This window comes from Pontibacter roseus DSM 17521, from assembly GCF_000373265.1.
GTDB classification, from domain to species: Bacteria; Bacteroidota; Bacteroidia; order Cytophagales; family Hymenobacteraceae; genus Pontibacter; species Pontibacter roseus.
In genome coordinates, this window is sequence record NZ_KB890762.1 from 352,638 (window position 1) to 374,117 (window position 21,480).

Sequence of the window (21,480 nt, forward strand, 5' to 3'; positions counted from 1 at the left end):
CAGCGGGAACGGGTGGTGAAACATGAGAATCGGCTGCAGCTGGGGTTCACAAAAAGCCCCGTTTGCGCTGGCGCTAAACTTGCGGCCAGTAGGGTAAGAGATTTCTCCTTTCGTCGAAATGACAGAACGTGTATGAAATGACAATGGTGGGAAAAAGTCCCCCATTGAAGGGGACAGGGGGATGTCAATTTTCCAAATTCTTCACCTGAGGGGAGCAGAGCATTCAAAAGCACGGACCGTTATATATTAATATGGCAGAAACCATTTTCTAGCAACTATACCTTTCTCCCTATCGTCTCAAAATAGTGGAGGGCTTCTGTGTTGCCTACCTGCTGGGCCATTTGTTCGGCAGTCAGGCCACGGCTATCGCGTAAGTCCCTATCGGCTCCCTGCTCGAGCATCAGCTTAACCATGTTGTTCCTGCCGAACATGGTGGCGAACATGAGGGCCGTGCCGCCGCTGCCATTCTGCAGGTTCAGGTCGGCGCCGTTCTCCAGCAGCAGTTCCGCAATGTCTTCGTAGCCGTTGAAGCAGATGCCCATGAGGGCGGTGTTGCCGGCAAAGTCTTGTGCGTTGATATCGGCTTTGGCCTCGAGCAGCAGGCGGGAGGCCTCCAGTTGGTTGTTGTAGGTCGCGATGATGAGCGGTGTAAACCCTCTGGGGCCATGCGCATTCACATCGGTTCCCTCGGCAATGAGCTGCTTGAGGAGGGGAAGGTCGCCTTTCCGGGCGGCATCAAATAGAACATCGGTTGATTGGGTCGAATAGAAAGTCATAAGCTATAGCGATGAAGGGTGTCCCTGCTTACTACGGGAAAGTGCTTCACAAAGCTGCGCATGAGCGAGATGCTATACCTGTCCCTCCGGCTATACCTGACCAGGTATAGCCTACTCGCTCACCTGGTCGAAAAAACGAACTTTTAGGCTGCCCGGAACCAACTTGAGTCCTTTGGGTATACCTTGGTGTGATTCTTTCATGTGCTGCTTGTACCACTCTCTATAGCTGTCTTCATCGGTCCAGGTGGTCATCACCCAAAACTCTTTGTCATTTTCCTGGGGAGTGAACACTTTCATGCCTAAAAAGCCCTTTTCACTGTCTACCATGTGTGGGCGGGCCACAAAGGCGGCTCTTACTTCTTCTGCCATGTCATTGGCAATCTCAAACGTACTCAGTGCTATATACATGCTACTCTTAATCTGTTTCTGGCTCCTGTGTTTACAGGAAAAATCTTTGTAAATGGTTGGGACGACAATAAGCTACACCTGGCTTGCTTCAACCTGCCTGCATCTTCCTGCCTCAGGCATTTTCAAGCCGGAAGAAGAGCTTGAAGGTGGTTCCTTTCGTCACATCACTCTCCACTTCTATGGTGCCTCCCGAATTGTCCATGATGCGTTTGACAATGTACAAGCCCATACCTGTGCCGTCTACGTGAGAATGGAACCGCTTGAACAACGTGAACAACTTGCCCATGTTGTCTTTGCTGATGCCCAATCCATTGTCTGAAAAGGTTATCACCAGGTGCTTGCCCTCCATTTCTGACTTGATTTGGATATGGGGTAGCCGCTCTGGTGAGCTATACTTGATGGCATTGCTCACCAGGTTGTAGAATATACTGTACAGGTTCTTCTTCGAGAAGTTTATCTGAGGAGCCTGTGCAAAATCGAGCTCTATCCGGGCGTTTTTCTTGCTTACTTCCTCTTTCAGACTCTGCAGTACCGTGTCTGTGAGTTGCTGCAGGTTTACGGACTCTGCCTCTCCGTCTACGTCGCGTTGTACCTTGGCTATGTCGGTCAGGTCTTTTATCACGTTCTTGAACCGGGCGATGGAGTCTTTTATCATGTGGAAGAGCGGCTCGGTGGGCTCACCAGGCAGAGGCGCTGCCTCCTTGATTTGCTCTTCCAGCAGTAGCATCAGTCCTTCTATGTTCGCTATAGGCGACTTCAAGTCGTGGGAAGCGGTGTACACAAAGGTATCCAGGTCCTCAATCACTCGCAAAAGGTGTTCGTTGGTGTGCTGTAGCTCCTGTTGCGTGTCCCGCAAATCCGACAGGTCAATGAACGAGCCGATGACGCGGTAAGGCATCTGGTACTCGTTGTACTGAATGTAGGCCCGGTTAGAGACGTAGGAGTAGGAGCCATCTTTGCGAGCGATGCGGTATTCGCCCGACCATTGCTCCCGGCCCTGGTTGATGGCTTTGTTGATACTGGTGACGATGCTCTCCTTGTCATTAGGGTGCAGCTTGTCAAACCAGCTGTTGATGCCTGCGCCCATCTCTTCTTCGGCAAATCCCAGCATCTTCTGCAGGCTGTCGCTCCACCAGATTTGGTTACTGGCCAAATCCCAGTCCCACACTACGTCGTTCGTCGCCATGGATACCAGACGGAAGCGCTCTTCGCTGGCTGCCAGTTCCTTGGTACGTTCGGCCACTAGTTTCTCGAGTTGGTTATTGAGCTTCACCAGGTTCTCCTCGGCCACTTTCAAGTCCTCGAAAGCCTGCATGGTCTGGTCTTCGGAGTCTTTTTTGTCGGTGATGTCGGCCATCGTAACGGTAAGTCCATCGCCCATTTTGACGGCAGCTATTTCGTACCAGGCTTTGTGTCCCTTTATTTCCAGTTTCTGCTCCAGGTGCAGGTTTTTGTCGGCCTCCACCACGGCAATGAATTTCTTGAGCAAGCCACTCGGCCGCAGGAAGGGAATTGATTTTAAGACACTGGTATGCAACAGGTTAGCGCTGGATGCACCCAGGAGCTCTTCCGTCTTCTTGTTCAGGAGTGTCCACTTGAAATCCGTGATTTCATCCCGTTCATCGCGCACCGCCTGTAAGGCCATGATGTTGTTGAGGGAGCTGTTGAGCACACCCTGCACCACGCTGCTCAGCGTCTTCAGGGTAGTGACATCCACAAAGCTGATAACCACGCCGTCTTTGTTGCCATCGCGCCGCAGGTAGGGGATGATGCGCATCAGGAAATGTCGGCCATCATTTGTCTCCACTTCCTGCTCAATCTCCTGCGAAGAGTTGTTCACCTGCTTTACATCCTCAATCAGGCGGTTGTACTTCAGGTTGTGGGAGATGTGGTGCACCGGCCGGCCAATGTCGCTTCCCATGATGTTGATGATGCTCTCTACCGTGGGCGTATACTTCCTAATGTCGAGGTCGTGGTCTATGAAGAGTTGCCCCACGTTGGAGCTCCTGAAGTAGTTGTCCAGGTCCTCGTTCAGTTCGTGCAGTTCTTTTATTTTAAGCTGGTGCTCCGAGTTAACGGTGTGCAACTCCTCGTTCAGCGACTGCATCTCCTCATTGGAGCTCTGCAGCTCCTCGTTGCTGGACATCAGTTCTTCGTTGCTCGATTGCAGTTCCTCGTTGGCGGTGCTGAGGTCCTGCACCGTCATCTGCAGGTTGTCGCGCGTCTCCTTGAGTTCCATCTCCAGAGAGGTGAGCTGCTGGTAGTAGTCAGAGTCTGACACAATGGAGAGTTCCGAAACCTTCGGCAAGGGATGGACTTCCCCCATCTCCTGTAGCAGAATCAGGATGACTTTCGGTTGGCCTTTCTCGATTGAAACCGGGCGTATGGAGACGTGAATCATCTTTTCCTTCTTGCCGAACTTCACAGCCACTTGCCGCGCTATCACGTTTCGGTTCTGCTTCAGGGCCTTGCGTATACCTACGCTCAGCGTCACGGCCAGCTCCTCGGGCACCATCTTGATGAGGTTGAAATGCAGGCGCTTGTCCGGGAACTTTAGGAAACGGTTGATGTCCCCGATGCCGTGCAGCAGCTGGTAGCTGGCATCCACGTAAAGGCCGGTCACCTTGAAGTCCTCGGCCAGGGCATCCATGAATGTGTCGTTGTAGCGGTTGAGCTGTATGGCTTTGTATTGGCTGGCCTGGCTCGGCTGTGAAAGGCTGGAAGGATAGTTGCTGATGCCGTATGTTTGCTGCAGCGCCCCCCGTTCCTTCGTTTTGCGGAATAGCTTCCATTTGCGGTCCTCCTCCGAGAAGTACTCCTTCAAATCGCCGATGTGCTCGCTGGGGCCAAGCAAGAGGTACCCTTTCGGGTTCAGGGCATAGGGGAACAGAGAAAGCACCTTGTTCTGCAGGCTCGGGTTGAGGTATATCAGCATGTTCCGACAAGTAATCAAGTCGATTTTGCTGAAGGGAGGGTCTTTCTGAAGGTCGTGGTGCGCGAATATGACCAGCTTGCGAATAGCCTCATCCACTACGTATTTATTTCCGCTGGGCCGGAAGAACCGCTGCAGTCGCTCCTGCGTCAGGTTTTTCTCGATAGAGGCAGGGTATGTTCCTTTGGATGCCTGGCGTAGGGCCCGCTGGTCAATGTCAGTGGCAAACAGTTTCACGTTGGGCTCCATTCCGAGCTTTTCGTACGCCTCAAAGAAAAGTATGGCAAGGGTATAGGCCTCTTCGCCGGTGCTGCACGCGGCCACCCATACCTTGCTCCCTTCCCCGTTTTCCTTTTCCTCAATAATCTGAGGAATCACCTGCTCTTCGAGCAAGGCAAAAGCCTCGGGGTCACGAAAAAAACTGGTCACGTTGATGAAGAACTCCTGGCAAAGCTGCTTGATTTCGGCAGGGTTTTCGTGCAGGTAGTGTAGGTATGCCTGCATGCTTTTCACCTGCAGGTGCTGCATCCGTTTCTGAATCCGGCGCTGTATGGTGGCCTGCTTGTAGTTGGAGAAATCGGTTTGGGTATGGGTGCATACTAAATCGAGTATCTCCTTCAACGTCTCATCCTGCCCCTGTTCCTCTTCCTTGTTCAGTATGGATTGGAGGAGGGGAGTTCTACGGGTGTACTCGATAATCTCCTTCGACATGTCCTCGGCCGGAAGCACAAAATCCACGTGCCCGGTGTCGATGGCGCTGCGGGGCATGCCGTCAAACTTTGCCGAGGTGGGTTCCTGCACCACCACCATGCCACCTGCTTTTTTGAGGGCTACCACGCCCTTGCTACCGTCGGTTCCCGTACCGGAAAGCACCACGCCTATGGCATAAGCACCCCTGTCCTTGGCAAGCGACTCAAAAAAGACATCGACGGCGAAGTTCGGTTCCCGGTTGCGGGGCTTCTCTGATAGGCGTAAACGCCCATTCTGTATGGTTAGCTGTTTGCCGCTCGGCAGCACATACACGCAGTTGGGGCGCGTAAACATGTTGTCTTCCGCTTCCTGTACCTGCATGCTCGTGTGCTTCGTTAGCAGTTCCGCCATCAGGCTCTTATGGTCGGGCGAGAGGTGCTGAATGATGACGAAAGAGAAACTGGAGTTGCTGGGAAAATGGTCGAACAGCTTGTGGATGGCTTCCAGGCCACCTGCTGATGCGCCAATCCCCACTAGGTAATGGTCTGTGGGCCTCACGGCTTGTTTGTTATTTAAAGTCTTGGGTGCTGGTTGTTGCATGTAGGTAATGGCAGGGGAATTGGGGTTGGCCTTAGTACTTCTCTCTGATAATCTTCTCCAGCACGGCACTGCGTAAGGCCTCGGCTGCCGCTACCTCCTCGTCCTGCCAAGGTATGGAGGTATGCTTGACCGTCTCCTGGTAAGTGGCGAAGGAGTTGCGGGGGTGGTAATGCTTCCCGTCCGGCTCCATCTGGATGGCCTGGTCCGGGTTGCCTCCCCAGTTCACCGTCTGCAGCACTTCCTCCCGGAAGCCCAGAATGTACTCGCCCTGCTCCCTGTTGATGGGAAGGGCAATCAGTCCGCTGGCCACCTGGTGGTAGTCCTGGCTATTGGGGTAGAGGCGGGGCAGTGTGTTGGTGGCGAAGGTGCGCTCCGTGCTGTTGCGGCGCAGCCACGACACGAGCTCCTTCAGTTTCTGCGGCTCCGGCGTCTGGCCGGTGGTGCGCACATCCCCTTCGTATACCACAGCAGCCCCGGTCAGCGAGAGCAATTCCAGTATGTGGGTTTCGCCCTCTAACAGACCATCAGCGAAACTGGTGCTGTTGTATACCTGCTCCAACAGGCGGGCATGCACGCCACGCAGCTGTGCCTGCAGCGTAATGTTGGACTCCCTTTCTTTGCTTGAAAGCTGGGTAGAGATGATGGCGGTAAGCAATTCCATGGCAGTGCGCTCCTCATACGCCGGGTTCTTTGCCTGTTTGTGGTGGCAGGAGATAAGTCCCCAAAGCTTGTTTTCGATGATGATGGGCAGCGACATGGAGGCCATGATGTTGAGGTTGGTCAGGTACTCCAGGTGCACTCCGGCCACACTGCGCAGGTTGCAGTCCGAGAGGTCGGTGAAGCGCTGCGTCAGCGGGTTGATGACAGGCACCAGACGGGCCGGCTGGTACTGGCGCGTCGGTATCAGGCGGTATGGGTTTTTGAAGTAGAGCTCGCGGGCCTGGCGCGGCACGTCTGAAGCGGGGAAGCGCAACCCCATGTAGTCGCTCATATCCGCTTCCCTTGCCTGCCCGATGACAGTGCCGTTCCATTGCTCATCGAATTTATAGACGAGCACCCGGTCGAACCCGGTGAAACGCTTCAACTCATCTGCCGCCATCTGAGCAATCTCCGCTGTCGAGGCGGCCTGCTTCAGACGGGAGGTGATGTACTTCACCTGCTGGAAGAACTCAATAAAGGAGTAGGCTTCGTATGGCTTGGCTTCCTCCAACTCTACCAATACATAGTCTTCCTCTGGGTGGATGAGCGCCGTGAATGTGACTTGCTGTTGCTGTGTGTTGACATGCAGCGTGAACGGAATTTTGTCCTGGCTGAGGTGGTTGCTGAGCTTGTTTCTCAGGTCTTCAAATTGGGCAGCGGGCAAGTAGTCAGCGAGCAGGGTGTGCAGTATGTCATCTGGCTGGATGTGCAGGCTCTGGGCCACGTTCTCGCTTACCTGCCTGATGCGCAGCTCCTCTTTATCGAGCATCAGCAGGATGCCGTGTGGCTGTATCAGGTTGACGAGGTGCAGGGGAATGCTGCCGCAGAATTCTGAATCGTAGTTTTTGTCTGCTGTGTAGTTTTGTGGTGATGTGGTATTTGTCATAGTCAAGCGGCCATTGCCAGGGCGGGGTATGCGGTCGGTTTCAAATTGATTCCAGTAGAAACCAGATCCAGTGTTCTCCAGCAGGCAGAAGCGTGGCAAACACACGGCGCTGCTGGTTCTGAATTCCCGTTTCTGTGGCCAGCTTATTTTACTTTTTGTGACGCTAGCAAGCTGAAAGTTACTGATTTTTATTTAAAAAAAGCCCATTACTGCCCCTTGAAATGCTTTTCTGCCCAAACCAGAAGCCGCTGAAAAGTTACCGGAATCAGGTTCTCGGTAGACCTAAAAAGACAGATTGATAGGAGGCAGTGCCACTCAAAGGCTATACCTGGATGCTTTTAGCTTAGCGTTTTACGTCAGATTCCTGCATCCGGATAACCACTTCGGAATTTAATTTTCCCAAATCGGCCTCTTTCGTTTCATAGCCGGGGCGGCTGAGGACCAATGTGCGCAAGCTGGCCGGCACCTCCAGTGCGAAATTGCCTGCCTGGTCGGTGTAGGTGCCCAGCACAGTTCCTTTCATCAGAATGCGCACGCCTTGTATACCCGCTCCCGTGGGAGAAAGCACCCTGCCGGTCACCTGTACCTGCTGCAGCGGGCTATACCTGTCGGCTTCAGCTTTAGGCTGGGTAGTGGAGGAGGGAAGGTTGTGGGACGCTGCCGGGGGAGGGGCCTGAATTTCCAGCACAAGAGCAGAGTCAATGGTCCGGGCCAACAGCTCTTCCGGCGAAGGAGGCAGCACCTCGCCAGGCAGACCAGCTGATGGGGTAGAGGTGGTATCGTCTGTCATCGTGCGGGTATAGTGGAAGAAGAGGAGGAGGCCCAGCGAGCAGAACATCATCAGTACGGCTACGGCCACGCGCCAGTCCACCAAGCCATGCAGCACCTGCAGCTTCTTCTTTTTCCGCAGCCGGATGCGGATGCGCTGCAATATCCGGTGCTTGGCCTGTTCGGTGTGGTTCCTGTCTGTCAGCGCCATACCACCCAGGACATCTTCGCAGAGTTCGCAGTCCATGAGGTGGCGCTCCAGTTCATGGCTGAGCGCGGAGGACAGGACGCCCTCCTCGTACTGACGGAGCAGTTCGACTGGTGGGTGCTCCTCTACTCCCCAATGGCTTTTCTGTATCTTATCGCTGCGCATGGTGCTTCTCCACGTAAATTTTCAAATTCCGGCGTCCGTTCTGTATGTGGCTTTTCACGCGCGACAACTCGCAGCCGGTCATCACTGCTATTTCTTTGTAACTCCTGTGCTGCAGGTAAAACAGCTCCAGGCAAGTGCGCTGCTCTGGCGGCAGCTCCGTCAGACCCTGTTCCAGCGCCTGTATCTCCAGGTCGTGCTGCTGGTCTTCGCTCAGGTATAGCGACGTGACCATCTCGGTGCTCGACTCGGCAGGTATAGGCAGCGCCGTCTTTCCCCTTGCTTTCTGGGCGCGTAGTAGTTGCAGGCAATGGTTTTTACTGAGCACGTGCAGCCAGCTTTTGAAATTGCCTACTTCATGTTTTTTAAGGGCTTCCACCAACTGCTCAAATATATGCATGGTGGCGTCTTTGCTTTCCTCTTCTTCCTGCAGGTATTTCATGCAAACCAGGTATACCATGTCGGTGTGGCGCTCAAAGAGTTTGCCGATGTAGGCCATATCACCCGTCCGCCGGTACTGTTGCACCAGTTCCGCGTCATCAGGTGGTCTCTCTTTTGTGAAAAGCTTCAGAAACATGGGGCTATACCTGTTACAAGGGCCTAAGTAAAGAAAAAGGAGAGAATAATATTGGGGTTTATCGACATTAACATGATTTGTATTTTAAGATAGCAATAGGATTAGGAACTGGTTTGAAGTCATGTTTGATAATTTAACAGATTTTTTATTATACTATATTTATACAAAACCGTAAAACAGCTTATCTATGATTAGAGGAAACGGTTTTATTTGCCATCCTTGAGCGGCTTCAGTATCCCCTTTCTGAATAGCCATTGCAAGCACAGTCGCCATTAGTAACAACTCCTCCGGTATAGCATGGATTAGTGTTCGCCGTTCCATGGCTAGGGTCTTTGCTTTTGATTCTCAACCATCTATCAACTTTCATTTATTTATCACATGATAACGCTCAGAAGCCAGTTAAGAGTAATCCTGTTTGCCGTGCTTTTGCTCCTTGCTTTCCTGTTCAGTGGCTGCGAGGCAGAAGAGGTCGATACGACCGCTCCACTTAAAGCGCAGGTGGAAGCAGACAAAAAAGGGGTTGGTCCACAACGTCCTGTATCAGCTTACCACAACAAGGTGCTTGCTCAGGTGCGGCAGGCCACTGCCCGCTACCACCACTTAGAGGCCGCCCTGGCCGATGGTTATGAACTGGGTAGTCCCTGCGTGTCGAGTCCGGCTGGCGGTATGGGCCACCATTACATCAAAGGCACGCTGGTAGATGGTACCATTGACCCGACACAACCGGAAGTACTGGTGTATGAGCCGATGAAGAACGGCAAGATGCGCCTGGTGGCGGTGGAGTTCCTGGTGGTGGCAGAACCGTGGGATGCTCAGCACGATAGCGCCCCCAGATTGGGCAACCAGGTATACGACGACCACCGCGATTTCAGCAAGGGAGGCCCTCCGTTCCCGCACTACCAGCTCCATGCCTGGGTTTGGAAGCACAACCCTTCTGGTATGCACGCAGCGTTCAATCCGAACGTCACCTGCGACTATGCAGACTAGGGCCAGCTCTTAACACAATACCACACGCGGTGCCAGCAGGTATGCTGTAGCCGCCTGGCTGCAGCATACCTGTTTTTTTGCGGCCTATCGATACGCCACCAGTTTCTCCTCCAGCAATGCTTTGTCCTCTTCCTGCAGCGCCGCCAGGGCGTACATTCTGGTTTCCGTCAGCCGCATTTCGTCCAGCACATCCACTATGTTCTTGTAACGCGAGGCTTCCGTTGCCTTGATGAGCACCACCCTGTTTTTGTTTGATTTCACCTGCTCTGTCAGCAGCAGCTTCCGAAGGCCCGTTGAAGAGTAATCCGTCTCATGGACTTCCGGCCTGTCGCCTGAGAAGCCGAAATAGTAGTATACCTTGTCCTTACCTGCCAGCACCAGAGTCAGCGCATCTTTGGCGGCTACGGCTGTGGCGTCGCCTTTTGGCACAGGCATGTTGAGCTCCATCGTCTGCAGTCTGGCAAAGGTAGTGGTCAGAATAAAGAAGGTGAGGAGCAGGGAAGCCAGGTCTACCATCGGTGTCATGTCGAGGTGCGTGGTTCGTTTTTTTGTCAGTTTTTTCCCTCCGTTCCTGGGTGCCGAATTTTCCTGAAGCTGTGCCATATCTGTTTCTCCTTTCTATTGTGGAATGGTACCCGTTTATAACATGATGCATTGGTGTGCTATATTCCATAGAAGCCGGCTTGGATTTTTTTAAAAGGAAGCCGCTAGGTATGGGATTGAAAATAAGCCTTCCAGTAGAACTTCTTATTTGGTGAGATTGGGCATTCTGTGCAGCTTTGTTAGCGAAATCCTAAACATTTGTGCAGGTTTGGTGTAGTACAGACAAAACGTATACCCCCTCTCCATGAAACTGCTTTCCTTCCTGTTACTGGCCATGCTTCCTTTCATCACCGTGGCCCAGACTGGCATCATCACCGGCACTGTACGCGACCGGAACACACAAGAGCCGCTAATCGGTGTATCGGTGCAGTTGGTGGGCGCGCAGCTGGGTACGGTCAGCAACGAGAGCGGCGCCTTCCGGATTGACAACATACCGGTAGGGAGTTACACTGTGCAGAGCTCTTACGTGGGATATGAAACCCTGAGCAAGTTCAACATCAACGTGACGGCCGGCAACGTCCAGATTCTCAATTTCGAGTTGGCGCCGGCGGCCAGCCAGCTGCAGCAGGTGGAAGTGGTGGCCAACCGAAGGACGAGCGCTGCCGTGGCCGATATCGTGACGCCACTTTCAGTGCAAAGCCTGAGTACCGAGGAAATCCGCAGTAACCCGGGCGGCAACTTTGACATCTCAAAGGTGGTGCAGGTGCTGCCGGGAGTAGCGACGAATGGCACGGGCGGCGGCTCCCGCAACGACCTGATTATACGCGGCGGTGCACCCAGCGAAAACGTGTACTACCTCGACGGCATCGAGATTCCGCTCATCAACCATTTCACTACACAAGGGAGTTCGGGTGGCGCCACCGGCATTCTGAATGTTTCTTTTATCGAAGATTTGAAAGTCAGTTCGTCTGCCTTTGACGCGCGCTATGACAATGCTTTGTCCTCGGTGTTTGAGTTTCGGCAGCGCTATGGCAATCCGGAGCGTTTTTCAGGCAACGTGCGCCTGAGTGGTTCTGAGTTTGCCACCACATTGGAGGGACCTATCTCCCCCAAAACGACCTACCTGGTATCGGCGCGGCGCTCATACCTGCAGTTCCTGTTCAAGCTGCTGGATTTGCCCATTCGGCCAAACTACTGGGATTTCCAGTATAAAGTAGACCACAAGATTGACAGCAAGACTTCCCTTTCCTTTATCGGGGTGGGCGCTATTGACGAGTTCTCGTTCGGCGTTCCGCGCAACAGCACACCGGAGAATGAGTATATTTTACGCTCCATACCTTACAACAACCAGTGGAACTACACCACCGGCGTTGCGCTGAAGCGGTTGGTGCAGGATGGCTACGTGAACCTGGCCCTGAGCCGGAACGCCTTCGATATTGATTTAGAGAAATCCGAAGCGGCAGAACGGGTGAATGAAAAAGTGCTGACGCTCAAGTCCCAATCAAGGGAGACGGAGCACAAACTGCGCCTGGACGTGAACAAATACCGCAATGGCTTTAAGTATGCCTATGGAGTGACAGGGCAGCACGTGCAGTTCACCAACGACATCTTCAGCCTGGTGCGGCAGGAGGTGCGCGACGAGTCTGGCAACCTGGTGCAGCCCGCCCTGACGGTGGACTACAACACCGATTTGAGCTTTTTCAGGTATGGCGCCTTCGGTCAGGTCTCCAAATCCGTGCTTGATAATCGCCTGGGACTTTCCTTCGGCCTTCGCACGGACATGAACACCTTTACAGAAGAAGGCCAAAACCCCTTGAACACCCTTTCGCCCAGGCTTTCGCTCTCGTACATAGTTACTGATAAATGGTCGGTCAATGCGTCTTCTGGTATCTACTACAAACTGCCCACCTATACTGTGTTGGGCTATCAGGAAAACGGAGCTTATCTGAACAAAGAGGCAGACTATATCCGGTCCATACATTACGTGCTGGGAACAGAGTTTTTGCCGCGCCAGGATTTGCGTTTCACCCTCGAGGGCTTCTATAAGGACTATGGCAATTACCCAGTCTCGCTGCGCGATGGCATATCACTGGCCAACCAAGGCGGCGACTTTGGATCCATTGGAAATGAAGCGGTGAGCACCAATGGCAAAGGCAGGGCGTATGGGGCGGAGTTCTACGTGCAGAAGAAACTGACCGGAACAGTCTTCTCAGTGCTTTCCTATACCTACGTCATCAGTGAGTTTGCCGGAACGGATGGCCGCTATGTATCCAGCGCCTGGGATTACCGCCACCTGGTGTCGGGCTTGCTGGGCAAGAAGCTGCCGCGCAACTGGGAATTCGGGGCCAAATACCGCTATGCCGGTGGCGCACCCTCCACGCCTTTCGATTTAGAGGCCTCCCGCCGCAACTACGCCTCGTTGGGGGTAGGTATACTGGACTACGAGCGGCTGAACACCGAGCGCCTGCGCCCCTTCAGCCAGCTGGATGTGCGCATCGACAAGAAGTGGAACTTCAATCGCATCACGCTGGACCTGTTCCTGGACATAGCCAATGTGCTGGCTAGTAATACGCCCGGCTTCGACCGCTATACCTTCCAGCGCAACGAGGACAACACCGGCTTCGCCACCACCGACGGTAGTCCGCTGCGCCTCGATGGCAGCAATGCCATACCTGTCGTGCTGAAAAATGACGATGGTAACCTGGTGCCCACACTTGGCTTTATTGTCGAATTTTAAAAAGTATAGCTCAAAAGCAGAAGCCCCTCCGCAAACGCAGAGGGGCTTCTGTTTTTTAAAGTAATCCAACCTCTATTAAAGTTTTAACGCGCGCTTCTTCATCAGAATGAATTCTTCTTCGGTGATGGAGCCTCTTTCGCGGAGCCGCTCCAGCCGCTCGATGGTGGCAATGGAGTCTTCCACGGTCTTCGACTTTGTTTCATCATGCAACTCTGATGTGGTGTCTACCCGGTCAGCATCGGTCGTCGTGTAGGCCGTGGTCCGGCTGGTGTCCTGGTCGGAAGTATAGAAACGGTTTTCGTTGTAGGCGTCGTTGTCGTAGAAATCCTCTGTGATGGGGCGCCGCTCCGAGTGGGTGGTTTTCAGGTTCTCGTCAAACTCCTGCTTGTAATCCGCATCAGTGGTGTTGTGCAGCGTGCTGTGCTGCGCCCGCTGTATGCTGTCCCGCACCGAATACTCATAGTCCTCGGGTATGGGGCCACCGGCGTATATTGGGTAGTTGCTGATACTTCTGGAGTCGATATACGAGACGAACACGTTTTTCCTTTTCTTGTCGAAGGCCGCCACCCCGATGGGCACCAGCATGTAAGGATCGTGGTCGGTGTTGAAGAACCTTCTCTCCGGCGCCACCGACAGGTAGCGCACCTTCAGGGCCTGCGTGTCCACTATCAGGTCATCCACCACGCCCAGGTTGTCGCCATCGGCTCCCAGCACGTTCCAGCCCACCAGGTTCAGGCTGTCTTTGGCCACCTGGTAGTCTTTCATGTCGCGGAGCGGCATCAGGCGTTCATTTCTTAACTCATTATTTTTCATGGTCTTGTTCAGTTTTTTGTTTCAGACGAATGCCAACGTGTGCTGCGGAGGCTGTGGTTTGGCAGGCTCCACCATACCGGTTGTGTTTGTGGTTGTGTCAACCGAATCAGCGGCTGGGGAACTCAGCATTTCGTAAACCGCCCAGCCAATGAGCGCGAGTATGATGAGCAGGAGAATCCAGGGCCATACCGGCTTCTTTTTCTTTTCGATGTTTATCTCTACCATGTTCGTAAGGTTCTTTTCATAGATTCATTTTTGTTATTCACCATACCTGTTCAGGCGCTGTTTGAACTAAATACGCTAATAGCTAGGCTTACGTTGAAAGTCTGCTATAAACCACATAACCAGCCGATTCATTTGCCAATCTGCACAGGCATTCCAACTGCAACCGGCATTGATTAATAAGCCGGTATACCTGGTTGAGTAGAATCTAGATTGGCTATACCTGATGGGGATGCAACTGCCTGCTATACCTGTCACAGTTCTAGAAAATTCGGTAGCCGCCAAGACAACGTTCCTGCCTCAGCATTACTTCTTTTCTTCGCCAGGCTTTGATTTCGAAACAGCTTTCCTGACCGCCGGCGCCACCACCGTGCCCAGCAACTCGATGGCGCGCAGCACCTTCTTGTGCGGCAGGGTGCCCACACTCATGTGCAGCAGGAAACGGGTGTTGCCAAAGAGTTCGTGCTCATATAGGATTTTGTCGATGACCTGTTGCGGACTGCCCACCAGCAGCGAGCCTTCTGGTTCTCGCATCATCTCGTAGTGTTCCCGGTTCATAGGTGACCAGCCGCGCTCCCGGCCAAGTTTGCTCATCACGTAGGCGTAGGGTCCATAGTACTCATCCGCCGCCTGCTGGGAATCATCCGCCAGGTAGCCGTGGGAGTTGATAGCCAGTTGCAGCTTGCTAAGGTCATGCCCGGCCTTCTGGTAGGTTTCCTTGTATAGCTGTGTGAACGGGACGAACCGCTCCGGCATGCCTCCGATTATGGCTAGGGCCATGGGCAATCCAAGCGTAGCGGCACGCACCACCGAGGCCGGCGTTCCGCCTACGGCTACCCAGATGGGTAACTCCGCCTGGTAGGGCCGGGGGTACACGCCCCGGTTGCTGATGGCCGGCCGGTGCTTGCCGCTCCAGGTGATTTTCTCGCTCTTGTTGAGTTGCAGTAGCAGTTCCAGTTTCTCGGAGAAAAGGGAGTCGTAATCGTTCAAGTCGTTTCCAAAGAGCGGGAAAGACTCGATGAAGGAGCCGCGCCCTGCTATGATTTCGGCCCTGCCTTTGGAGAGCAGGTCCACGTGCGCGAAATCCTGGAACACGCGCACGGGGTCATCGGAACTCAGCACCGTCACCGCGCTAGAGAGCTTGATGTTTTTGGTTTTGACGGCCGCCGCAGCCAGCACAACCGCAGGCGAGGAGACGAGGTAATCGGGCCGGTGGTGCTCGCCTATGGCAAACACATCCAAACCCACCTGATCGGCCAGTTCCACTTCCTCCATCAGGTTAGCTATGCGCTCGTAGGCGGGCAATAGATTGCCGGTGGTAGGGTCTGGCGTATTCTCTACAAAGCTGGTGATTCCGATTTCCATAAGTAGATTCTTGTTTATGTATAGGTATAGAAATAAATCAGTAAAAAGGTTTTAGGGCCGCTGCCTTCGTTCCCGTATCTGCGTTTATAGATACAACCAAAGTGATTCCTTATGCTGGACATCGTAATCGAAGCACGTAAAGCAGCCATCGCCCCGGGGATGGACGTGCGCCGCATCCTGCCTTTCCGCCTGCGCCGGATGGTGGGACCTTTTATTTTCATGGACCACGCCGGTCCGGTGGAGGTACAGCCTCAATTCAGCCACAATATGGACGTGCTGCCTCACCCGCACATTGGGCTTTCTACGGTGAGCTATCTGTTTGGCGGACAGGTAACGCACCGCGACAGCCTGGGCGTGGAGCAGGTGATACGTCCGGGGGAGGTGAACTGGATGACGGCCGGCAGCGGCATTGCGCATTCGGAGCGTTTCGAGGACCCGGCTGCCCTGGCAGGCGGCGAACTGGAGATGATACAGACCTGGGTCGCCTTACCGGAGAAGGACGAGGAAGCTTCGCCCGCCTTTGACAACTACAAACCTGAGCACCTTCCCGTCTATACCGATACCGGCATTTGGATGCGGCTCATAGCAGGCAATGCCTTTGGTTTGCGAAATGACGTCAAAACGCACTCGCCCTTGTTCTACCTGCACCTTGTGCTGGACCAAGGCGCCCGTTTCACGCTGCCGCTGGGGCACACGGAGCGTGGGGTTTATGTGGCAAAAGGGAGTGTGGAAGTGGCAGGCAGACGGTATAGTGTAGGGCAGATGCTCGTGTTTAACAAGACGGCCGAGCCCGTATTGATTGCCACCGAAAAAAGCACACTCATGCTGCTGGGGGGGGAGCCGCTGGGCGAACGCTTCATCTGGTGGAACTTCGTTTCTTCCCGCAAAGAGCGCATTGAGCAGGCCAAGGCGGACTGGAAGGAGGGAAGGATACAGCTACCCACAACCGATAATGAGGAATTCGTGCCTTTGCCGGAGGACCGCTCCAAACCGGCCGGCGGACCCGCCCCACAGGCGCTCTCCTGAAAAACCAGAAAGGCCATACCTGTCCTGTTATATCTGAAGGGCACATTTTCCCAGATTATTGACACAAACGAGATCATAGACAGCTATTCCTGCAGGTGCCTATTTTCTATTGTTTTATTTGATGCAGGAATAGCATATATTCGTGCCCATAGCCTTTACACTATGGAAAAGAAAATGCCTATGGCACTGTGGGTGATGGGTTTCATCCTGCTGAGCCTTTACGTGAACCTCGTGCCCCGTCTGTTTGATGCAGGCAATGTGCCGCTCTGGTTTGCCTACTGGACGGGTTTCTTTCTGCTGGCCTTCCTGGTGAGCAGGTTCATGCTGAAACTGCCCGGGCTGAAGTCATTTGGTATGGCACTGCACCAGGGCTGGCTGAAGAACCTCGGGCTCGGTTTTATGCTCGCCTTCACAGTCTATGCCCTCAAGTACTTGGTTTTCTATCAGATGGGTAAGTTTGACGTGGCCGGCGTGCGGGATGTTTCCTTCCTGCTGCCCATGCTGGGGCAGGCACTGCTGGCCATGTTCTTTTCTTCCATCCTCAACGACATCACCATACGCGGCTATTGGTATACCTTCTTCAGGCGGCGCCAACTCCTGGTGTGGTACGTGCTTACCGCCACACTCCTCTATACCCTGGACGACTTCTGGAATGAAGGCATAGACCCGCTCAACCTGGTTTTCTCTGCCGTTCTGGGCCTTGCTTTCGCCTACACGGTACTCAAAACGGGCTCCATTTGGATGTCGCTGGGCCTGCACTGGGGAGGCAACACCATGTACAGGGTGATGTACGGCTTTGACGGGCAAGGCGTGTGGGTGCTGGAGCAGGTGCGGGAGGCGCCCCTCTACGATTACATGGGACTGCTGGTGACGGCCCTGCTGCTGCCAGCCGTTTACTTCCTGCTGAAGAAAAAAAGCCCTATCGCGCAGGAAGATTTTGTGAGGGATGGACAGGTTGTAGCTTAATCGTGTGCGACAGGTATAGCTCAGTTTTTCTCGCTCCTCGTGAACGGCACAAACACCACGGGCATCAGGTCTCTAGTAATGGCCTTGCCTTTTTTCTTTTGGATTAGCAACAGCGACTGGACCATGTTGGGTGGGCCGACAGGTATGACCATCCGGCCACCTTCCTTTAGTTGCTGTAGCAAGGGAGGAGGCACTTGCTCTGCTCCGGCCGTAACCACAATGGCATCGTAGGGAGCATGTTCTTCCCAACCCTGATATCCGTCTCCTATCTTCACGTGCACGTTGTCGTAGCCTAATTGCTCCAAGCGCTTGGCCGCGGCTTTGCCATGTTCAGGCACAATCTCAATGGTGTATACCTCCCGAACGATTTCGGCGAGTACGGCGGCCTGGTAGCCAGAGCCGGTGCCGATTTCGAGTACCTTCATCTTATCATTCGGTTTGATAACCTCTGTCATGTAGGCCACAATGTAAGGCTGCGAGATGGTCTGTTCGTGGCCAATGGGCAAGGGGTTGTCGGCATAGGCCTGGGCCGCGAGTTTAGGAGGAACGAACAGGTGCCGCCTGACGGTGCGCATAGCCTCCAGCACGGCCTCTTCGCGCACGCCTCTGCTTTCAATCGTGCGCTGCACCATGGTTTCGCGCCGCTCTTTGTACACATCCTCCTGAACGGACTGCCTCGGGGTATGAGGTGTGAATAGCAGCAGGAACAAAGTCAGGATAAAGACAGGTGATAACATAGCCTGTAGGTGTTCAGCTAGATGGCAGCATGTTTTTGCAGTTGTACCCGCTGTAAGCGTACCGGGTGTATTATAGATATACTTAGCAGCTCCGATTAGGTTCTTTGGCTGACCGAGGCAAATGCCGGACTACTGCTTTTGTGCAAAAAAATTATCGGAGGTTTAGTTTTGGAGTGAAAATTCCAGGAAGTTCTCCTATATTTAAAATCCATTTCGTGTAGTTGTAAAGGTATGGCTTTTCCAAGAGTGCAAAGTTTGCTGTTTAGGTGCTTTTCGGCATCTGTTTTATCTATATCCCTGTTCTCCTGTTCAGGCTCCGAATCCAGGGAAAACAAACTGGTGGTAGAAGAGGACTGCCAGGAGCACGTGGAGGTGCCTGATTCCTTTACGCCAGCTGCTGCCAGTCAACTAGGGTCGCAGGTCGATTCCATTTTCAACATACTGCACAAGAGGCGCGGCTTTAATGGAACGGTGTTGGTGACCAAATACGACCAGGTGGTATACAAAGGCGCGTTCGGCTATGGCGATTTCATCTGCAAAGAGCCCCTCACCCCAAACACCGTTTTCCAGCTCGCCTCAGTGTCCAAGCAGTTCACGGCCATGGCCATTATGATGCTGCAGGAGCAGGGCAAACTCAGCTACGAGGACACCGTGCAGCAGTTCATCCCTGATTTTCCTTACAATGGCATCACCGTTCGGCACTTGCTCAACCACCGCTCCGGTCTGCCGAACTATACCTATTTCAGTGACCAACTTTGGCCCAGCCGCAAGGTGCCGCTGACCAACGACGATGTGCTGAGCCTTATGACGGAGCACAAGCCTGCTATGTACTTCAAACCTGGAAAGCGCTTCAATTACAGCAATACGGGGTACGCCGTGCTGGCTTCCATTGTCGAGAAAGTGGCCGAGGTGCCTTTTGCCACCTACCTGCAGGAGCAGATATTCGACCCGCTCAAAATGACGCGCACCTATACCTTCGACCCACATCTTTTCATACAGAAGGAGAAAGTGGCCACCGGCTACATCAGTGGCAGAAGAAGGAGAAGCCCCGACCACCTCGACACCGTGCTGGGCGATAAAGGCGTGTTCTCAACGGTGGAGGATTTGTATAAGTGGGATCAGGCGCTGTATACGCAAAGCCTGGTGAAGCGGGAAACCCTGGAAGAAGCGTTTGCCGGACCAGGCAAAATAGACAAGAAATCAGAGGACTATGGTTTCGGGTTCCGCCTGCGCCAGGTGGAGAACGGCGATACAGTAATATACCATGGGGGATTGTGGCATGGCTTCAATACCTACATGCTGCGCAATCCCAAAGACCACAGCGCCATCATCGTGCTGAGCAACCATACTAACGGCAGTTTGACCCATATCAAAGACGTCCGGAATTTCCTGTACCCGCCGCAACCAAGGATGTTGGCTAATGGCCAAAAGCCGTCTAAACAAAGAAGTGCCAATATGTAGAGTCCGTGTGAACTTCAGGTATAGCTACGATTTTTTAGAGCGGCTGCAGTAACCGGCAGCCGCTGTTTTTTTGCGGTGGTAGTATCCTTTTATCTTTCTGAAGCCACGCTGCACCTGTTGTCGGCTCTGAGGGTGGCTCTCGTTGTGGTGTGGCAAGTGGCAAACGGGACATTCTGGCGCGTCCAGCTTCTCCAGCAGGTTGGGCATCTCGTCTTCCACCTGTCGCAGGTAGGCCACGATGGTGAGGGTGCCAAAAACACCAATCAAGGCGAGGATAAACGTAATCAACATGGTACTCAATTTAAGGGTAAAAACAACACGCAGCAAAAGGGTCTTCAGCAGGCGCAATAGCACGGCGCGGTTAATCAATAAAACCTTTATCTTGTTTTTATTATTGTCTGCCGGTTAACTTTTTTAGTTAATGCACGTATGGCAGCCGACCTTTAGAAACAAGTACAGCAGCTATGTATAAATTGAGTAATTGTGTATGGGGCTGAAGTTCAGAAAGATGAAGTATACCGATATACCTATCAGCAAGGCATAGGACATACAGAGTTCATCCTAGCATACATGCCGTTAGAAAACCATTCATTTAAAAGTGCTACTAATAAGGGTAGTCGCAATAGTATTTATCCGATAGGGGAGTCCGGTGCGGTGAAGATTTCCTATGATAGGGTTTAGCCGCAAAAAAGCCCTTCTATACCTACAGAAGGGCTTAAGTGTATAGTTTGTTATACCTCCCAGATTCTTCTAATAACCTGACGGTATTCCGTATGAAACTAATTGCGTGGTGCGAGAATCTAGAAAGCAACCCCTAGACTAAAGCCCAGACCGCGAAGCCCATAGAAAGGAGCCTTTCCTTTTACATCTACTCCCTCGTCTGTAACGGTAGCTTTCAGGCTTACACCAGGGATTTCTTCATTCAGCGATTCGATGTCATCTTTCAGACCCATACGTTCCTCGGAAGTCATAGAACGCAGGTTGGTCAGGGCAGGCGCTTCCACATTCAGTCTGCCATAGTGTCCGCCGAGGATGTACCAGTCCAGTGTCACCCGTTTGGCAATCAGCCATTGGTAACCCACCATCGCGCCGCCGCCAAAACCTTTCATCTCCAGGTTGAATGGCAGGATGTAGGTTCTGACATCAGAGCTGTATTCATACTCATGGTAAGCTCCTTTCATGTGCAGGTACCGGCCATAGAGCGAGAGGTATAGACCACGAGCCCCAGGTTTGTCGCCCGCATAGAATCGGATTTCGCCGGTATAGGCATTGTTGCCCAAGAACACAGCATCCAGGTCTTCGCTGTCTTCCTCTTCCCAGAATTTCTCCAGCGCCTTTTTCACCAATGGGGCAGAGACCACCGATTTGACCGGCATGTGCCGGTAATCAACCACTACACTCATTTTAGGTCGGATGGAGCGCTCGTAGCTGAGGCTGGTGTTGTTCAGCGCCAGAGACGAGAGGTTGATTTTCACGATGTTTTTACGGAACACCTCCGGTTGAACCGGGTTAGCAGCTGGCTGTATCACTGCAGCTGGATTAGCAGAGAGTGTGTCTGTAACGGTACCTGACTCAGTGCTTTGTACCTGTGCCATAGCGGGGCACGCAGCCAGCATACCCAGGAGTAGTAGAATTTTCTTCATAAAATGGATTAGGGACGCAAAATTAGCATTGTTCTGCCTAATTAAAATACCCATTTCTAAGTATTTAATGCAATGTATCGCATGGGTTCCGCAATCTGTTCATAGAGGTTGTGATGATTTATTTTGTGTTAAAGCAGCCACACTCAAGCACATCCGCATGTGAGCTGACATTGCCGCTCATCTAATGGTGTGCTGTTTCTTGATTCTAATCAATGAAGGAAGGCATCTTAGTGTTGTACCTTTGTATAGACAAGAATCATATTGGTTAGGTCCT

At 53.0% G+C, this 21,480-nt stretch carries 18 protein-coding genes; 5 read left to right on the forward strand and 13 right to left on the reverse strand.

Annotated features, from left to right (window positions below):
• Window positions 1–275: 275 nt before the first annotated feature.
• From B051_RS0108010 to B051_RS0108035, 6 genes are all read right to left on the reverse strand, one after another.
• Window positions 276–776: an ankyrin repeat domain-containing protein gene (locus tag B051_RS0108010; RefSeq protein ID WP_018477675.1), complete on the reverse strand. Its 501-nt coding sequence runs from the start codon at window positions 774–776 to the stop codon at window positions 276–278.
• A 111-nt stretch (window positions 777–887) separates the two neighbouring features.
• Window positions 888–1,184 (reverse strand): antibiotic biosynthesis monooxygenase family protein, encoded by a 297-nt coding sequence (locus tag B051_RS0108015; RefSeq protein WP_018477676.1) that lies wholly within the window; start codon window positions 1,182–1,184, stop codon window positions 888–890.
• A gap of 112 nt (window positions 1,185–1,296) precedes the next feature.
• Entirely contained in the window at window positions 1,297–5,406 is a 4,110-nt protein-coding gene (locus tag B051_RS21960; protein WP_083919435.1) for a chemotaxis protein CheB, read from the reverse strand.
• A 31-nt stretch (window positions 5,407–5,437) separates the two neighbouring features.
• Window positions 5,438–6,991, reverse strand: a complete 1,554-nt coding sequence (locus tag B051_RS0108025; RefSeq protein ID WP_157578697.1) for a GAF domain-containing protein — start codon at window positions 6,989–6,991, stop codon at window positions 5,438–5,440.
• Between the two features lie 343 nt (window positions 6,992–7,334).
• A complete protein-coding gene (locus B051_RS0108030; RefSeq protein ID WP_018477679.1) occupies window positions 7,335–8,132 on the reverse strand; it encodes a carboxypeptidase-like regulatory domain-containing protein in 798 nt (265 codons plus the stop codon).
• Window positions 8,119–8,706: an RNA polymerase sigma factor gene (locus tag B051_RS0108035; protein ID WP_018477680.1), complete on the reverse strand. Its 588-nt coding sequence runs from the start codon at window positions 8,704–8,706 to the stop codon at window positions 8,119–8,121. The genes B051_RS0108030 and B051_RS0108035 overlap by 14 nt, the downstream gene beginning before the upstream one ends.
• Window positions 8,707–9,084: 378 nt before the next feature.
• Between B051_RS0108035 and B051_RS21060 the strand changes: the two genes are divergently transcribed.
• Window positions 9,085–9,693: a hypothetical protein gene (locus tag B051_RS21060; protein WP_018477682.1), complete on the forward strand. Its 609-nt coding sequence runs from the start codon at window positions 9,085–9,087 to the stop codon at window positions 9,691–9,693.
• An 84-nt stretch (window positions 9,694–9,777) separates the two neighbouring features.
• Here B051_RS21060 and B051_RS0108050 read toward each other — a convergent pair whose 3' ends face one another.
• Window positions 9,778–10,296, reverse strand: a complete 519-nt coding sequence (locus tag B051_RS0108050; RefSeq protein WP_018477683.1) for an ExbD/TolR family protein — start codon at window positions 10,294–10,296, stop codon at window positions 9,778–9,780.
• Between the two features lie 244 nt (window positions 10,297–10,540).
• Here B051_RS0108050 and B051_RS0108055 point away from each other — a divergent pair, with 244 nt between their 5' ends.
• On the forward strand, window positions 10,541–12,973 hold the full coding sequence (locus tag B051_RS0108055; protein ID WP_018477684.1) for a TonB-dependent receptor: 2,433 nt from the start codon (window positions 10,541–10,543) through the stop codon (window positions 12,971–12,973).
• Window positions 12,974–13,048: 75 nt separating this feature from the next.
• Here the strand turns inward: B051_RS0108055 and B051_RS0108060 are convergent, their stop codons facing one another.
• The 3 genes from B051_RS0108060 to B051_RS0108070 all read right to left on the reverse strand — a co-directional run bounded on the left by B051_RS0108060 (window position 13,049) and on the right by B051_RS0108070 (window position 15,373).
• Window positions 13,049–13,786: a PRC-barrel domain-containing protein gene (locus B051_RS0108060; RefSeq protein WP_018477685.1), complete on the reverse strand. Its 738-nt coding sequence runs from the start codon at window positions 13,784–13,786 to the stop codon at window positions 13,049–13,051.
• 21 nt (window positions 13,787–13,807) lie between these two features.
• Entirely contained in the window at window positions 13,808–14,011 is a 204-nt protein-coding gene (locus B051_RS21065; RefSeq protein ID WP_018477686.1) for a hypothetical protein, read from the reverse strand.
• 303 nt (window positions 14,012–14,314) lie between these two features.
• Entirely contained in the window at window positions 14,315–15,373 is a 1,059-nt protein-coding gene (locus tag B051_RS0108070; protein ID WP_018477687.1) for an LLM class flavin-dependent oxidoreductase, read from the reverse strand.
• A 111-nt stretch (window positions 15,374–15,484) separates the two neighbouring features.
• Here B051_RS0108070 and B051_RS0108075 point away from each other — a divergent pair, with 111 nt between their 5' ends.
• Both B051_RS0108075 and B051_RS0108080 read left to right on the forward strand, forming a co-directional pair.
• The gene (locus B051_RS0108075) at window positions 15,485–16,399 is read left to right on the forward strand and encodes a pirin family protein (protein ID WP_018477688.1); all 915 of its coding nucleotides are present in this window, start codon (window positions 15,485–15,487) and stop codon (window positions 16,397–16,399) included.
• Window positions 16,400–16,561: 162 nt separating this feature from the next.
• On the forward strand, window positions 16,562–17,365 hold the full coding sequence (locus tag B051_RS0108080) for a CPBP family intramembrane glutamic endopeptidase (RefSeq protein WP_018477689.1): 804 nt from the start codon (window positions 16,562–16,564) through the stop codon (window positions 17,363–17,365).
• 20 nt (window positions 17,366–17,385) lie between these two features.
• Here B051_RS0108080 and B051_RS0108085 read toward each other — a convergent pair whose 3' ends face one another.
• Window positions 17,386–18,102: a protein-L-isoaspartate(D-aspartate) O-methyltransferase gene (locus B051_RS0108085; protein ID WP_018477690.1), complete on the reverse strand. Its 717-nt coding sequence runs from the start codon at window positions 18,100–18,102 to the stop codon at window positions 17,386–17,388.
• Between the two features lie 339 nt (window positions 18,103–18,441).
• Here B051_RS0108085 and B051_RS21070 point away from each other — a divergent pair, with 339 nt between their 5' ends.
• Entirely contained in the window at window positions 18,442–19,563 is a 1,122-nt protein-coding gene (locus B051_RS21070) for a serine hydrolase domain-containing protein (protein ID WP_018477691.1), read from the forward strand.
• Between the two features lie 24 nt (window positions 19,564–19,587).
• Here the strand turns inward: B051_RS21070 and B051_RS0108095 are convergent, their stop codons facing one another.
• Window positions 19,588–19,854 (reverse strand): hypothetical protein, encoded by a 267-nt coding sequence (locus tag B051_RS0108095; protein ID WP_157578699.1) that lies wholly within the window; start codon window positions 19,852–19,854, stop codon window positions 19,588–19,590.
• Between the two features lie 509 nt (window positions 19,855–20,363).
• Window positions 20,364–21,206 carry a DUF3575 domain-containing protein gene (locus B051_RS0108100; protein ID WP_157578701.1) on the reverse strand — a complete coding sequence of 281 codons (843 nt, stop codon included), beginning with the start codon at window positions 21,204–21,206 and terminating at the stop codon, window positions 20,364–20,366.
• Window positions 21,207–21,480 lie beyond the last annotated feature (274 nt).